This window comes from Pseudovibrio sp. Ad46 (assembly GCF_001623065.1).
Classification (GTDB): domain Bacteria; phylum Pseudomonadota; class Alphaproteobacteria; order Rhizobiales; family Stappiaceae; genus Pseudovibrio.
Genome location: NZ_LMCG01000068.1, coordinates 218,974 through 234,920 on the forward strand (window position 1 = coordinate 218,974; position 15,947 = coordinate 234,920).

The following is a 15,947-nucleotide window of genomic DNA, read 5'->3' on the forward strand; positions in this document are numbered from 1 at the left end:
AATTAGGCGGTGTAGGTCACAGCCTTAACAGCATCGATAACTTCCTTGGTGTTTGGCAGAGCCAGCTTCTCAAGGTTTGCTGCATATGGCATTGGAACATCTTTACCGGTTACACGTAGAACTGGCGCATCCAGCCAATCGAAAGCTTCACTCTGAACCCGATAAGCAATTTCAGAGGAAACGGAACAGATTGGGAAGGCTTCTTCTACAGTTACCAGACGGCCAGTTTTGCGAACGGATGCCAGAACGGTATCCATGTCCAGCGGACGAATGGTGCGCAGATCAATCAGCTCAACAGAAATGCCCTGCTTTGCCAGCTCATCAACAGCCTGCAGCGCGTAGGTCATACCGATGCTCCAGGAAACCATGGTCACATCAGTACCTTCGCGAACAATCTTCGCTTTGCCGATTGGCAGAACCAGATCTTCAACATCCGGCACGTCGAAGTGCTGACCGTAAAGGATCTCGTTTTCAAGAAACACAACCGGGTTCGGATCGCGGATAGCCGCTTTCAAAAGACCCTTCGCATCAGCTGCGGTGTAAGGCTGAACAACCTTAAGGCCTGGAATGGAAGCATACCATGCTGCAAAGTCCTGAGAGTGCTGCGCACCCACACGAGCTGCAGCGCCGTTTGCACCGCGGAACACCATTGGTGCACCCATCTGACCGCCAGACATGTAAAGCGTCTTACCGGCAGAGTTGATGATGTGGTCAATCGCCTGCATTGCGAAGTTGAAGGTCATGAACTCAACAATTGGGTTCAAACCTGCCATCGCAGCGCCAACAGCAAGGCCGGTAAAACCATGCTCGGTGATTGGAGTGTCGATCACGCGCTTTTCGCCGAACTCGTCCAGAAGACCCTGGGAGATCTTATAGGCGCCCTGATACTGAGCAACTTCTTCGCCCATCAGGAACACGTTTTCATTGCGGCGCATTTCTTCTGCCATCGCGTCGCGCAGAGCTTCACGAACGGTCATGCTCACCATTTTGGTGCCCGCAGGAATTTCCGGATCAGCAGGTGCAACGCTTACAACTGGTGAAGCACCGGTTCCCGGTGCAGCAGGAGCCGCTGGTGCAGCAGGCGCAACTGGTGCTTCAGCAGCCACAGGTGCAGCCGGCGCAACAGGAGCAGCGCCCAGGTTGTCAGCAGCAGATGCGTCTTCGCCTTCTTCCAGCAGAACTGCAATCGGCGCGTTCACTTTTACTTCTTCGGTGCCTTCAGCAACAAGGATCTTGCCAAGTACGCCCTCGTCTACCGCTTCCACTTCCATGGTTGCTTTGTCGGTCTCGATTTCAGCAATCACGTCACCTGCAGTAACAGTGTCGCCTTCTTTCTTAAGCCACTTAGCAAGTTTGCCTTCTTCCATGGTCGGAGAAAGCGCAGGCATTAAAATTTCAACAGCCATAATGTATTATCCCGACCTTAGAGCACGATATCTGTGTAGAGCTCAGATGGATCCGGCTCAGGATCGTTCTGTGCATACTCAGCAGAAGCAGCAACAACTGCGCGCACTTCTTTATCGATAGCCTTCAGATCTTCCTCACTTGCCCATTCTTTTTCAAGAAGGCGAGCACGAACCTGTTCAATCGGGTCATGCTCAGAGCGCATCTTCTGGACTTCATCTTTACTGCGGTATTTTGCAGGGTCAGACATGGAGTGACCACGGTAGCGGTAGGTGATCATCTCAAGGATGTAAGGACCATTGCCTTCACGGCACCATTCCATCGCATAGTCGGTCGCAGCTTTCACCGCGCGCACGTCCATACCATCAACCTGAACACCCGGAATGCCGAAGGAAGCACCGCGTTGGCTAAGATCTGTCGTGGAAGAAGCACGTTCAATGGAGGTCCCCATGCCGTACTTGTTGTTCTCAATGACGTAGATCACTGGCAGGTTCCAAAGCTTCGCCATGTTGAAGCTCTCGTAAACCTGACCCTGGTTGGCAGCACCATCGCCGAAGAACGCCATGGAAACTTTACCGTTCTCTTTATAGCGGTTGGCAAACGCAAGACCGGTACCAAGTGAGACCTGAGCACCCACAATGCCGTGTCCGCCATAGAACTCCTGTTCTTTGGAGAACATATGCATGGAACCGCCCTTACCTTTGGACAGACCACCGCTGCGACCAGTCAGTTCGGCCATCACGCCGTTCGGGTCCATGCCACAAGCGAGCATGTGAGCATGGTCACGGTAAGAAGTGATCATCTGATCACCTTTTTCCTTGGCCATCTCCATTCCAACGACAACAGCTTCCTGGCCGATGTAAAGGTGACAGAAGCCACCGATCAGACCCATACCGTAAAGCTGACCCGCCTTTTCTTCGAAGCGACGGATAAAAAGCATTTCGCGATAAGCGTTTAGCTCTTCATCTTTGGAGAATTCTACTAGTGCAGGTACGTTTTTCATCGCACCGCGGGCTTTGGTAGCACTTTTAGCGCGACCGCCTGAAGACTTGGATTGAGTTCCAGCCATGAGCCTCGTCTCTTTGTGACGTGAATTGGTGAAAGCACACTATCGCCCACAGCGCAGAATGCCAATATGAGCAGAAACACTTGAGGATTTATCTAAGATACTGACTCTACTGATATTTTTAAGTTAACTTAAATTAAGTTAACTCATTCAAATCAACCTAATTTAAGTTAATACACGCTGATGTTTCAGTTACGCATGATCGCAACTTCATTCACGTGCGCCAGATTTAGGGAAGCGCGAGCCCGCTCATCCACCATGTCTGGATCAAGGCTCTCCGGGTCAAGCAACATGACACGGCGTTGTAATTGCAGGCGTTCTTCCCGCAACTCATCAAGCTCAAGTTCAAGAGCAAGAATCTCATGCTCAATCTGTGGTCTGCCCACAAGACCCAGCTTACCGTTGAGCGCATGAAATGCAAAGTAGCACAGCGCACCAATGGCAATTCCTGGCACAAGGAAATTCTTTAGATAGGAGTGTTTCCGCTGACGTGTGGTAGCTAGCACTGATTGACCTACTCATTACAAAAATGGTCACATGCCCGCACTATTTCACAGGGCCCTTAACCAAGAGTTTCCGAAAACCCGGAAATCTTCTTAATTCGCAAAAACCTTTCATGTAATCGCTAAAAAACGCAAATGAACGCACATAGCAACGCAAGGCTGGGGTTTGTGTAGAACCCCAGCAAATGAGCCAATCAGGAAGGAAAATCAGGCGTTTTCCGCCAGCCGTGACAGTTTAATCAACACAGCAGCGGTTCCCTTCAACCGATCATCCGCAGACGGCCAGTCACGGGTCAGCACCACCTTCTGATCCGGGCGGATCTTGGCGAGGATAGTTTGTTCCGCGATGTAGGATACCAGCCCCGCCGGATTGTTGAACTCGCCATTACGGAAAGCAATCACGATGCCCTTCGGCCCAGCGTCAATCTTTTCAACGTTCGCTTTGCGGCACAGCCCCTTGATGTAGACAATCTTCAGAAGGTGTTGAACTTCCTCAGGAAGTGGCCCGAAGCGATCAATCATCTCGGCCCCAAAGCCATCGATATCTTCAAGCTCCATGAGGTCCGCCAGACGACGATAAAGCTCAAGCCGCAACTGAAGGTCCGGTACATACGTATCGGGGATAAGAACAGGCGTACCGATGGCAATTTGTGGAGACCACTTGTCCTCCTGGAAGTCCTCACCGCCAGATTTCAGCTGCGCAACCGCCTCCTCCAGCATCTGCTGGTAAAGCTCAAAGCCAACCTCTTTAATATGCCCGGACTGCTCTTCCCCAAGCAGATTACCCGCTCCGCGAATATCCAGATCATGTGATGCAAGCTGGAAGCCAGCGCCCAAATTCTCAAGGCTTTGCAAGACCTTAAGGCGGCGTTCAGCAGTAGGTGTCAGCGTCTTGTTGGCCGGAACAGTAAACAAAGCATAAGCCCGCGTCTTCGACCGCCCAACACGCCCACGGATCTGATAGAGCTGCGCCAGACCAAACATGTCTGAGCGGTGCACAATCAAAGTGTTCGCGTTTGGTATGTCCAATCCGGACTCCACAATTGTGGTCGCCAACAGCACATCAAACTTGCCCTCATAGAAGGCGTTCATGATGTCATCCAGCTCCCCGGCAGGCATCTGTCCATGCGCAGAAACCACTTTAACTTCAGGCACATTCTCTTCCAGGAACGCCCTCACCTCGGCAAGATCAGACACGCGCGGACACACATAAAAGCTCTGCCCCCCGCGATAGTGCTCGCGCAGCAAGCTCTCGCGGATAACCATCGGGTCGAACGGGGATATAAACGAGCGTACAGCCAAACGGTCCACCGGAGGTGTCGCAATGAGGGAAAGCTCCCGAACGCCCGTCAGTGCCAATTGTAGGGTACGAGGAATCGGGGTCGCAGAGAGGGTTAGAACGTGAACATCACTTTTCAGCTCTTTCAACCGTTCTTTATGCTTCACACCAAAATGCTGTTCCTCATCGATAATGAGAAGACCCAGATCCCTGAAACCAATAGCTTTTCCCAGAAGTGCATGCGTCCCGATGACGACATCGACAGAGCCTTCTTTCAGCCCCTTCTTGGTCTCAGACAGCTCCTTACCGGGGACAAGTCGCGAAGCTTGGCGCACTTCAATCGGTAATCCATTAAAACGATCCGCAAAGGTCCGGTAATGCTGACGGGCCAACAACGTGGTCGGAACAACAATCGCCACCTGCCGCCCAGACATAGCCGCCAAAAACGCAGCCCTTAGAGCAACTTCCGTCTTACCAAAGCCTACATCACCACAGATAAGCCGGTCCATCGGACGCCCTGACGCCATGTCATCAAACACAGATTCAATAGCACTCATCTGGTCATCGGTCTCATCATAGACAAACCGCGCAGAAAACTCGTCATAAGCCCCTTCAGGAGCCGTAATCGCTGGAGCTGTCCGTAACGCACGTTCTGCCGCAATCTTAATCAAGCCATCGGCAATCTCAAGAATGCGCTTCTTCATCTTGGCTTTACGGGCCTGCCATGCCCCGCCGCCAAGCTTATCTAACTGAACTTCCTGATCTTCTGAGCCGTAGCGCGTCAGTAGCTCAATGTTCTCAACAGGAAGGTAAAGCTTGTCCGATCCCGCATATTGCAGCTCAAGACAGTCATGCGGTGCCCCAACAGCCTCAATGGTTTTCAGCCCGATAAACCGGCCAATACCATGCTCCACATGCACCACAAGATCACCGGGGGCCAGAGCAGAGGCCTCAGTAAGAAAATTCGCGCCTTTGGACTTGCGCCGACGCTGACGCACCAGACGGTCACCGAGGATATCCTGCTCCCCAATGAAGGCCAGATCATCAATCTCAAAGCCATGTTCCAGCCCAAGAAGGATCAATGCTGTCAGCCCAGCGGGGACCTTACCCAGCTCAGCAGAATTACCCGCATATCCGGTACGGTCCAATCCATGATCGCTCAGAACCTGGGTTAACCGTTCCCGAGAACCCTCACTCCAACAAGAAAGAACCGCCCTCTTCCCATCCTTGGCAAGAGCTGACACATGCTTGGATAGCGCGTCAAAAATGTTTACATCACCCGCAGCACGTTCAGCCGCAAAGTTACGTCCCTGACGCCCCCCCATATCAATCGCAGTCTTGCCCGTGCCCGGAGGCATAGCAAACGGGGATAATTGAGCAGAAGCCCTGTCAGCCACAAATGAGCTGAACTGGGTGTCCTGAAGATAAATGGCAACTGGCGGAATAGGCTTATACGGCACACCAGAGGAAAGCGCTTTGTTGTTGAGCCCGTCCTGACGCGCACCAAAATGCTCTTCAATCTGCTCAAGGCGTTCCTTGATCATGTCCTCAGCACTGGCATCCAGCACAACTGGCGTTTCACCAATATAATCAAACAGAGTAGACAGGTTATCATGGAACAGAGGCAACCAATGCTCCATCCCCGCATAACGCCGCCCCTCACTGATGGACTGGTAGAGAACATCCTCAGGCCCAGCGGCCCCAAAAGCAGTCACATAGTTACGGCGGAACCGCGAAATCGTTTCAGGATCAAGAATGATCTCGCTCATAGGAACAAGCGTCAGACCCTTCTTCTGAGCCAGCGTTCTCTGACTATCCGTATCAAAGGAACGAATGGACTCCAGCGTATCCCCGAAAAAGTCCAGACGCACAGGCTCTTTGGTTGCCGGAGAAAACAGGTCAATAATGCCGCCGCGCACCGCATATTCCCCGGTTTCACGCACAGTTGGCGTGCGGGCAAAGCCGTTGACTTCCAGCCACTTAACGATCTTGTCGGGATTGATGCGGTTGCCCGGCATGAACGAGAGAATATGATTGGCCGTCCACTCACGAACAGGCATCCGCTGTAAAGCCGCGTTCACTGTTGTGATCAGAACAAACTTCTTTTTCTTCGGCAGTCCCTTTGCCAACCGAAGCAACGTCAGCAATCTGCGCGCAACAATCGCTCCATGAGGCGAAACACGGTCATACGGCAAGCAATCCCATGCAGGCAGCTGAAGCACTTCCACATCAGGCGCAAAGAACCCCAGAGCCTCTGTCAGCGCCGCCATACGGGTTGCATCCCGCGCAACATAAGTCAGCGCAAGGCCGCCCTCCTCAACTTCAGCAAGCACCTTTGAAAGCACGTAGGCTTCAGCTCCATCAGGAACGGAAGCAAGCGTGATGTTTTCACTTTTTTTGAGCAAACTTTCAAACACGGGAGGGGCAACCTTATTATTTCAAATCGTCGGCGGGCAATAACAGACATCTGACCTACAGCCAATCAGATACAACAGCGCAATCAGCTTCCAGCCTTGTCCTTGTAGTAATCGAGTATCTTGCGAAACAGATCTGTGTTCGCTTCATCGGGGACTGGCTTCGTGCCAATAAACCATGAGAAGAGATCCTGATCATGATGCTGCAGGAACACTTCAAGCTCATCCAGCTCTTCATCACTCATCTGAACAATATGCTTTTCAACATAGCCGCCAAGCATGATGTCCATTTCCTTCATGCCACGGTGATGACAGCGGAAAATGATACGTTTACGGCGGTTATCCAGCCCGGTGTTCTCGTTTTGATCTTCGCTCTGCGCACTCTGATCCATCGTCGTTTCCTTAGAAGGTCGCTGATCCTTGTCACTATCTGCAAATAGATAGGGCCAAAATGTTTCGCCTGTATACAACCCTTATTTTCATCTGTCAGTGTTTTCTTAAGGGCGTTGCACAAATCACAGGAACATGGCACAGATCAGATCTGCTGTTCACGTTCTGGTCTATATGGTATGCGCCCTACTCGCCTTGATCCTCTTTTCGCTTCGGTCACCAAACTTCCGGGTATCGGCCCCAAGATTGCGAAGACCATAACAAATCTGCTTGTCGGCAGCCCGGACCGCGACGCCCGCATTTCCGATCTGCTCTTCCATGTTCCGGTAAATGTTATCGACCGACGCTTGCGCCCAGGTGTCTCCGGCTCCCCTGAGGGGGAAATCGTGACACTTGTGCTCCACATAGACCAGCACCGCGCACCACCACGCGGCAGCCGCGCTCCCTATAAGGTTCTCGCGCATGATGAGACCGGGGCCATTGAGCTGGTATTCTTCCACGCACGTGGAGATTTCTTGCATCGCACGCTGCCCGAGGGTGAGAAGCGCATCGTCTCTGGCAAGGTCGAATGGTTTAACGACCGTGCCCAAATGGTGCACCCAGATCACATGGTCTCTGAGGAAGAAGCTGAAAATCTGCCACTCGTAGAGCCTGTTTACCCGATGACAGCGGGCCTTGCTTCCAAAACGCTCCAACGTGCAATGGGCACCGCTCTTGAGTTTCTCCCGCAAATGCCTGAGTGGCAAAACCAGCCCTTCATAGAACAACGCGATTTCCCGCCGTTTGATGTTGCCTTACGCTCCATACACAAGCCGGAAGATGCCAGAGATCTGGCACCAGAAGGCAAAGCCCGCGAACGCCTCGCTTACGATGAGTTTCTGGCAAACCAGCTAGCCCTTGCTCTCGTACGCAACTCTCTGCGCCACATGGGCGGCAAAGCCCGCAAAGGGGACGGTACATTACGCCGAAAGATCCTTGCAGCCCTCCCGTTCGAACTCACAGGCGGTCAGGAAGAAGCGCTGAAAGAGATCTTCGATGATCTGGAAGAGCCAACCCGTATGCTGCGCCTGCTTCAGGGCGATGTTGGGTCTGGCAAAACGGTCGTCGGCCTCCTGGCAATGGCAGCCGTTATTGAGACAGGCGCTCAAGCCGCTATGATGGCTCCAACGGACATTCTGGCCCGCCAACACTACGCCTCCATGAAACCTCTGTGCGATGCAGCAGGCATCCGCACCGCTGTTTTATCAGGTAAAGACACAGCCAAAACTAAACGCGAGATTGGCGAAGCGTTGGAAGCAGGTGAAATCGACTTAATTGTCGGCACTCATGCGCTCTTCCAATCAACGGTCAATTTCAAAGACCTTGGCATCACGATCGTAGACGAGCAACACCGCTTTGGTGTCCACCAACGACTGGCTCTGTCCTCCAAAGGCGCCCACGTGGATGTGCTTGTGATGACAGCAACACCAATCCCACGCACGCTGGTCCTCTCTTATTTCGGCGATATGGACGTCTCCCGCCTGACCGACAAGCCAAAAGGCCGTCAGGAAATCAAAACAGTCTCCATATCCCTGGATCGCATCGGTGAAGTTGTTGACCGCCTGAAAGCGATGATTGCACAGGGGCAGAAGATTTATTGGGTCTGCCCTCTGGTGGAAGAGTCTGAAAAGATCGATCTCGCCGCTGCCGAAGAGCGCTTCAACGACCTGCAGAACGCACTCGGCCCGGTTGTCGCTCTTGTACATGGACGTCAGAAGGCCGATGAAAAACAAGCCGCCATGGATGCCTTCAAAAATGGTGACGCGCGCGTACTTGTGGCAACCACTGTGATCGAAGTTGGCGTTGACGTCCCGGACGCAACCATCATCGTGATTGAACACGCCGAACGCTTCGGCCTTGCACAGCTGCACCAGCTCAGAGGACGCGTTGGCCGTGGAAGTCTAGCCTCTTCATGCCTGCTCCTCTTCAAAGCCCCTCTTAATGAGACGGCAGCGTCCCGCCTCAACATCCTGCGCCAAACCAATGACGGCTTTCTTATTGCAGAGGAAGATCTGCGCCTACGCGGCGAAGGTGAGCTCCTGGGCACTCGTCAGTCCGGTACACCGGGCTTCCGGCTCGCCTCCATTGAAGACCATGCGGATTTGATGGAGATCGCTCGTGATGATGCAAAGCTTATTCTGGCAACAGATCCTGAGCTTGAATCAAAAAGAGGCGACGCCTTGCGCCACCTCCTGTATCTCTTCGCCAGAGACGAAGCTATCAAACTGCTTAGAGCGGGCTAATCTATTCAGCTGCGACGGTCTCGGGACCATCACCGCCTTTGCCAGCTTTCTTACGTTGATGTGCCTCAACAGCCTTTTTATCCTCGCCCTCTAAAAGCTTCGGGTACTCTGGGCTGACAAGACCAGCTGAAATCACCAGCTTTGCGGCATCTTCAACGCTCATAGAAAGCTCGATGATGTCATCGCGCGGCACAAACAGCAAAAAGCCTGAAGTCGGGTTCGGGGTAGTCGGCAAGAAGACAGAAACCGTATCCGCTTGTTCTTCCAGATGCGCGGCAACTTCACCCTTGGTGTCCGTGGCTAGAAACACAATCGCCCACAAACCTTTGCGCGGATACTCCACCAGCCCTGCTTTGGTAAAGTTACGCCCGCTATCATTTAAAACAGTCTCAAAAATCTGTTTCAACGCGGAATATAGGTTACGCACCAACGGCATGCGACCAAGAATGGACTCGCCAACGCTGATAAGCGAACGCCCTGCAATGTTAGCTGTCAGGAAGCCGATCACTGTGATTGCGAGCAGCGCCGCAAACAAACCAAAACCTGGAACTTCCACCGGCAGATAATTATCTGGATTGTATATGGATGGCAGGAAGGGCTTCACCCAACCATCAATCAATTGGATCAAGGACCAACTCAGGTAAAGCGTAATGCCAACCGGGCCTGTAATCACAAGGCCAGTAAAGAAATAGTTCCGCAGCCGCGTCATAAACCCAACGCGCTTCGGCTTTTTATCCCCGTCAGATCCCATCGGCCAAACTTTCATAATTCGGGAACCTTCCGCTTTATATCAGCGACAAGGCGCAGGTATATCCGTGCTTCTTTACGAACTAGTGTATTTTGTCGGTTTTGCAAGTTCCTCTTGAAAAAGAATTCATGCATCTCATCTAAGAGGGTGGATATGTTAGCCATGGTCGCCGGTTGATGCGCCAATAGCCAAACTCCCACTATTGTCAGCACTCACCAACACGGCGTATAAGGCATATCATGCTTGCCGGAAGTGGAGCTCTCTGTGAAGAAGCTATTCTATATGACGCTTGGATTAGCCCTTGTGGCCACAGGGATTGTTGGCATCTTTTTGCCATTGCTGCCGACAACGATTTTCTTCATCCTTGCAGCAGGTTGCTTTGCAAAGTCCAACCCGCGCCTGGAAAACTGGATCCTGACACATCCAAAGATCGGACCAAGTGTCATCCAGTGGCAGGAACATAAAGTCATTCCCAAAAGAGCAAAGTTTTTTGCCTTCACAGGCCTTATCTTTGGCTACCTGATGTTCCTGAAAATGTCTCACCCAACAATCCTGCTCGCCGTAGCAGTCGCCCTCATGATGTGCGCCATAGCCGCCTACATAGCCAGCCGCCCCTCCAAACCCCTGGCCACTTGAAAGCCTCGACCTCAGCCTCGTAGAAGAGGTTCTGAAACCACATCTCCTAAACCCAAAAACACGGAACAATAAATCCCGCGCTTTTGTAGGAACGTTTATGGCGCAATAGACCATAACTACACCTTCAGGTATCTCCATAATAAGTTGATGCTGGCTGTCGGGAGAATATGCTGAGTACCTTAGCTGGCAATCACTCACAGACCATTGTTGTCGACTTGAGTATCCCACTTGATCAGCCCAGCGGCTAGCGACCATTGAACAAGGGACTTCTCAAGTGTGACATTTCACATGGAGAGTATACCTACCATTAATCTCGCTTTTCCCCCTGATAATGCAAACAAAATCGTGTTGCGTGGTACTCAGTCTGCTAACTCCATCTCCCTCGTGATCTGATGAGGTGCTGCGGCGGCTGGTTGAGTGCCTAAAACAGTCACGCGTTCGCCAAAGCGCGAGTATGGGTAGTAATCCCAGACTGCACGATGCTGCGTGCAGCGATTATCCCAAAATACCAATGTGCCCGGTTCCCACCGTATACGGCAATTCAATGCCTGCTCGCGTTCAACGAGTTGAAAGAGCATGCTCAAAATGGCATCACTCTCATCCTCGGATAAACTTGGGATATGCGTTGTAAAACCTGAGTTTACAAAAAGCATTGGCTTGCCTGTCTCAGGGTGCTTCGCAACTATTGGGTGCTCAGTTTTAGGTAGCCCTTCTGGTGGCGTAAAGCCCTTCCAAGGCACGGCTCCATCGTGAACTGCGGTGAGCCCAAGTAAGAACTCTTTCATCACAGGCGACAGCATCTCATAAGCCAGATGCATGTTCGCGAACAAGGTATCCCCACCGCATCCAAGCTCGGGTGTCTCATGCATGTACAACATCGAGCTATGCGAAGGGGCAGGATCAGCTGTGCCATCTGTATGCCAAACCTCTCCTGCTACAAATCGAGATTTCTTACCGGCACGGATTAAGACAATCTCTGGATCATCACCATCAATATCACTCAGTGGAAGAGCACGCAGTGTACCAAACTGCCGAGCAAATTCCTTCTGTTGGTCTTTGGTGAGTTTTTGATTGCGGAACACCAGGACGTGGTTTTCAAGAAAGGCACGGTGGATCTCAGCAAACTGCTCTTTGCTTACGCCTTCAGATAAATTTACTCCACAAACTTCAGCGCCAATGACCGGTGTAAGGCGGTCCAGCTGAATATGCCGGTAGGTTTCTCGAGGCGCTGCCGCAATACTTTCAATAGCTGTCAGAGCATGTTCGTGCATGAAGTTCTCTCCCTGGAAAATAGTTAAGCAATAGTTTGGAGGTCTCTAACGAGGCGTAGCAAAGCTTCACAGTAACGCCTCTCCAATTCACCAAATGCATGAGCACACGCAAAGGCATAGGCCGAAGCTTTAAACAGGCTGAGGAGAGCAGTCGTATCTGCCCCCTGCAGCGAGCCATCAGTAAACAGTTTGGCGTTTATGTTGGAATGAACTTGCGCATTTGCCCGAGCAAACGCCCTTGTGTTGGCTTCGCTGTTTAAAGTGCCATAATAATCAGCATAAGCTTCCGCAGAGCCAAACTCGCTCTCGATCATATCTTTATTGCCCGCGGCAAACTCAAGCGCACTGGAGTGTGAAACGCGGTAGGTTTTCTCCGCAACGAACGCAAGGCGAAACAGGACTAAGTAAGCATCTTCTAACGCGTCGAGCCAATGCTCTAAAACTGGCATATCCCCTATCGCTGCTTTGCCATGCAAATCTTTGAGGCATTCCAGCTCACGGGTGCTCTCCCCACGCATCTGTGCTGCTTCAACTCCAAGCACCAGGACTGTTCGCCCCATGTACGCATGGAGTCTCTGAACCGTACCATCGGTCAACAAAGACACGATACAACTCGCCAGATCAGCCTCAATGTGTATTTGCTCCAAATCACGCACCAACATGAGCTGATATCCTCTGACTGGAAAACGCATTCAAAATAGCCTGACCAAATGCAGTATTCCCGTGAATTGGGTCATTTTCCTGCGAGAAGTCTTCGTTCTGTAATTTATCGAAACCCGTAGTACCATCGCGAACGTCCAGAACCGGAAGGCCCAAGCGTTCTGCTTCTGCAATCATCACGTTTTGCGTTGCCTGGAAAACACTTGGCTCTGAAGTCTCAGGTACTTTCTGGGGAGGAAGAACGGCAATCACCTCAACTCCCATTTTGAGAACGGTGCGGTAGAAATCCAAAGCGCCCTGTACCATGGCACAGATAAGGCCATGAAACAGAGGGCCTTCCAGAAAGGCTGATGGCAGCGTTCCGTCAACCTCCCTGTATATCTCCCAGTTTTCAGTGGTTGCGTAAAAATGCAGCGCAAAGCCGAAAGTGCAGAGCAGTGGAACCTTTACATTCTGCAGCGAATTTGCATCGAGTTCCTCCAGAAAAGACCGATACATTTCATTGGCATAGCCACTTCGAAAAACTGGATCTTCGTTATTCCAGTCAACAAAAGGAGCTGTGAACTCGCGCCCTGCCCCGATAGGACCACCAACGAACGGGATCCCAGCTTCTTTGGCCGCACGCCCAATTGCGCCAGCGTGGGAGTCTCCTAACAACAAGAACTGAATGTCATTTGTAATAGTCGAGTAGTTCTTCTTCACAGATGATATCCTCAGTTGGCAGGAGTGATTGCGTGCTGACGTCTGAATGGCCTTGCTGCATCTGATCAGCAGAAGAAATGCCATTAAAGAAATGACCCATTACAAATCGGACGCCAGTTGGTGTGATCGTGCGCTTGTTGGGGTTGTAAAACACTCCATTCATGGGAGGAGAAGCAACCAGTTCGTAAGAGGGAAAGTACTCGACGTTCTTATTGGAGGCTTCCAACTGCCCTGCCACAGCTCTCAGAACAGACTTGGTATAGGTGGAGGCTGTTAGCACATGATGCGTCGTGAATGTCGCCGTGACCGGAACCGGTGAAACGGTAAACACCAGACGCAGGTTGGGATTGTGTCTTCCTATAAGATCGATACATTTTTGAAAATCAGAGAGTATTTCTGCAAAGGCAAAATTATGCGCTTTATGCAATCTTTCATCAAATCGGCCTTTCACTGTGCCAGGGCACATGGGATAGACAACATCTGTTGCCGTATTGAGCCAGGCCTCTGTCAAACCCATAGTGAACACGAACAGATCAGCAGAGCTTACTGCTTTGCGAATAGCTGCAAGGGTGTCTTCACGTGATGCCCACATGGCTTGAGGGCTTTCAAAGCCATCTGGGGAAATATTGGGCCGGAATGGATCGAAGTACCGTTCTCCATTATTCCAAGTCTCTTTAGACTGGGGGACTTCATCAAAAGCCCATTGGAGCCATTGCAACAACAAACGTGCAGTATAGATGTTTCCTGTTCTGAATGAGAAAACGCCATAGTTGTGATCAAGGGCTTCCCGAGCGCTTAAACCGTCAGGTGCTTGCTCTGCATTGTACCAGTTCATCCCTCGCCGCTGCAGTTCTTTGCCCATGTTCTGAGAGAAACAAGACCCGGCAGTTATTATAGCCGCATCTTTCTGTATCTGAAACTTCGGGGTCCAGACCTGCGAGATCGAGAAATAGTCTCGCTCTGCGACCGATGGGCGCCAGAATTTGTTGGCAGCCAGCGAACTGTACGGGTTCATTTCACACCACTCCTCACATGAGATGGGTCAGCGGTTCAGCTGGCCTGCTCCGCAATTTCTTCTCTTTGTCTGGTTGCACTGAGCAGCCGGAAACCCAGGTAAGCAACCGGTACGCACATTATCGCAGATGTGAGGAACAATGGCCCTCCGCCGATGTGTTCAATCACCATTGCTGCAGCAAATGGCACCGCAGCAGCGCCCGCATTGGAAAGCATATAAAGGCCCATATAGCTGTTCCTGAGACGCACAGGAGCGGTGCGATCCACCACTGTGGCAAACAAAGGCATGGCGATAATTTCCGCCAATGTCGCAAGTGCTATCGCAACAAGCCACAGCTCCCTTATTTCAGAGCGATTGGAAGCAATCACCAGCAGACCAAGCATCAGGAAAAAGAAAGCAGCCAGAATGGCCTTGTGTTCTTCAAGCTCAACCAGCCACTTCATCAAGAACAGATGGACGATCAAAACGACGCTCGTGTTGGTAACGTTGATCGAGGCAATAATCCCATTGATGTCAGGCGTTTCGAGAGACATCAGGAAAAATGTGAGGGGCTCATCTATTTGTGCGTACAGGATGACCAGGAAGAAATTTGAGATAAACAGTGTCAGAAAAAGACGATCCACTACGGCTGTTTTTAACAGTGTCGAAACCGGCATTTCCTCCCTGTCTGAGACAATAACGCTTGGCGCGACACTTTTCATTATGCAGAGCACGAGAACAGCGTACGCCACCGCACCTGCCAGAAAAGCGAAGTTTGAGTTTTGGTTTGCAAACCATAGCCCGCACAAAGGCCCTAACGCACCTGCTATATTGACCAGATAGTAACGTATGTGAAACAGCAGTGGTCGGTCTTCATCCTTCGTTGCGCAATCCCCCAATGCAGATCGTAAAAGCGGCTCGAGTGCACCATTGGCAACGGACATGCCCACGATGACCACAAAATAGATCTGCTCGTCCCTGCCAAACGCCAGAACGCAATAGAGCCCTAAGATGCTTAAAGCACTGATCAGCATGATCGCGCGACGATTCAACTTGTCCGCTATAATCCCACTTACAGGCGAAGCAATAAGCGCAGCAAACGCCGACAGCGAAAAAACCACCCCAAGTTCGGCAATAGAGGTTCCGAAGTTTCGTGCCATGAGTACCGCGAAGAAAGGCCAGATCATGAACGATGCAAAGCGTGCGCAAAAGGTGCCAACCAGGATAGTTTTTGCTGGTCTCGGAAGTACCCAGAACTGACGCAGAAATGATTGCCGGTGACTTGGTACGGGCATGAACATAAAACCTGCTCGTTAATGAAGACGTTCGGCGCGGAAATTGCGCAGCGAATTAGTTGTAATAGAAAACTTCACAATTATTACTCGACCAGCCCCCTAGCTTGTCGATCATAACAATAATGAGATGCTCTCCCTCAAATATGAGTGGTTCATTTGTTTCCCCAGCACGCTAACAAGATGCCTTCAGATTCGAATTATAACTTGACTTTGTGATATATTAGAAAGAAAGTTTGAGCAATTAAAAATTTAATACCCGAGGCCTCAATGAATAAAATTCACCTTTACTTCCCTGAATCCGAT

The 15,947-nt window shown here is 51.2% G+C and carries 13 protein-coding genes; 2 read left to right on the forward strand and 11 right to left on the reverse strand.

Annotation, left to right across the window (positions count from 1 at the left end):
* Positions 1–2 precede the first annotated feature (2 nt).
* The 5 genes from PsAD46_RS18270 to PsAD46_RS18290 form a co-directional block, all read right to left on the reverse strand.
* Positions 3–1,406: a pyruvate dehydrogenase complex E1 component subunit beta gene (locus PsAD46_RS18270; RefSeq protein WP_063307550.1), complete on the reverse strand. Its 1,404-nt coding sequence runs from the start codon at positions 1,404–1,406 to the stop codon at positions 3–5.
* Positions 1,407–1,423: 17 nt separating this feature from the next.
* Positions 1,424–2,473, reverse strand: coding sequence for a pyruvate dehydrogenase (acetyl-transferring) E1 component subunit alpha (gene pdhA, locus PsAD46_RS18275; protein ID WP_063307551.1), 1,050 nt, complete (start codon positions 2,471–2,473; stop codon positions 1,424–1,426).
* A 185-nt stretch (positions 2,474–2,658) separates the two neighbouring features.
* On the reverse strand, positions 2,659–2,925 hold the full coding sequence (locus PsAD46_RS18280) for a septum formation initiator family protein (RefSeq protein WP_057466201.1): 267 nt from the start codon (positions 2,923–2,925) through the stop codon (positions 2,659–2,661).
* A gap of 255 nt (positions 2,926–3,180) precedes the next feature.
* Positions 3,181–6,669 carry a transcription-repair coupling factor gene (gene mfd, locus PsAD46_RS18285; protein WP_063307552.1) on the reverse strand — a complete coding sequence of 1,163 codons (3,489 nt, stop codon included), beginning with the start codon at positions 6,667–6,669 and terminating at the stop codon, positions 3,181–3,183.
* A gap of 83 nt (positions 6,670–6,752) precedes the next feature.
* The gene (locus PsAD46_RS18290) at positions 6,753–7,058 is read right to left on the reverse strand and encodes a succinate dehydrogenase assembly factor 2 (RefSeq protein WP_057466199.1); all 306 of its coding nucleotides are present in this window, start codon (positions 7,056–7,058) and stop codon (positions 6,753–6,755) included.
* A 177-nt stretch (positions 7,059–7,235) separates the two neighbouring features.
* On the opposite strand from PsAD46_RS18290, the gene recG reads away from it, so the two are divergent.
* Positions 7,236–9,338 (forward strand): ATP-dependent DNA helicase RecG, encoded by a 2,103-nt coding sequence (gene recG, locus PsAD46_RS18295; RefSeq protein ID WP_063307553.1) that lies wholly within the window; start codon positions 7,236–7,238, stop codon positions 9,336–9,338.
* Between the two features lies 1 nt (position 9,339).
* Here the strand turns inward: recG and PsAD46_RS18300 are convergent, their stop codons facing one another.
* Complete coding sequence (locus PsAD46_RS18300; protein WP_063290907.1) at positions 9,340–10,089, reverse strand: DUF502 domain-containing protein; 750 nt, start codon at positions 10,087–10,089, stop codon at positions 9,340–9,342.
* A 279-nt stretch (positions 10,090–10,368) separates the two neighbouring features.
* Between PsAD46_RS18300 and PsAD46_RS18305 the strand changes: the two genes are divergently transcribed.
* A complete protein-coding gene (locus tag PsAD46_RS18305) occupies positions 10,369–10,722 on the forward strand; it encodes a YbaN family protein (protein ID WP_057466196.1) in 354 nt (117 codons plus the stop codon).
* 359 nt (positions 10,723–11,081) lie between these two features.
* Here PsAD46_RS18305 and PsAD46_RS18310 read toward each other — a convergent pair whose 3' ends face one another.
* The 5 genes from PsAD46_RS18310 to PsAD46_RS18330 are packed head-to-tail and all read right to left on the reverse strand — an operon-like array spanning position 11,082 to position 15,650.
* Entirely contained in the window at positions 11,082–11,993 is a 912-nt protein-coding gene (locus tag PsAD46_RS18310) for a TauD/TfdA family dioxygenase (RefSeq protein WP_063290886.1), read from the reverse strand.
* A gap of 23 nt (positions 11,994–12,016) precedes the next feature.
* Positions 12,017–12,655: a hypothetical protein gene (locus tag PsAD46_RS18315; protein ID WP_063290887.1), complete on the reverse strand. Its 639-nt coding sequence runs from the start codon at positions 12,653–12,655 to the stop codon at positions 12,017–12,019.
* Positions 12,642–13,355 carry a hypothetical protein gene (locus tag PsAD46_RS18320; RefSeq protein ID WP_206599634.1) on the reverse strand — a complete coding sequence of 238 codons (714 nt, stop codon included), beginning with the start codon at positions 13,353–13,355 and terminating at the stop codon, positions 12,642–12,644. The genes PsAD46_RS18315 and PsAD46_RS18320 overlap by 14 nt, the downstream gene beginning before the upstream one ends.
* Positions 13,324–14,370: a GSCFA domain-containing protein gene (locus PsAD46_RS18325; protein ID WP_063290888.1), complete on the reverse strand. Its 1,047-nt coding sequence runs from the start codon at positions 14,368–14,370 to the stop codon at positions 13,324–13,326. The genes PsAD46_RS18320 and PsAD46_RS18325 overlap by 32 nt, the downstream gene beginning before the upstream one ends.
* Before the next feature lie 35 nt (positions 14,371–14,405).
* Positions 14,406–15,650 (reverse strand): MFS transporter, encoded by a 1,245-nt coding sequence (locus tag PsAD46_RS18330; RefSeq protein ID WP_063290889.1) that lies wholly within the window; start codon positions 15,648–15,650, stop codon positions 14,406–14,408.
* Between the last annotated feature and the right edge of the window lie 297 nt (positions 15,651–15,947).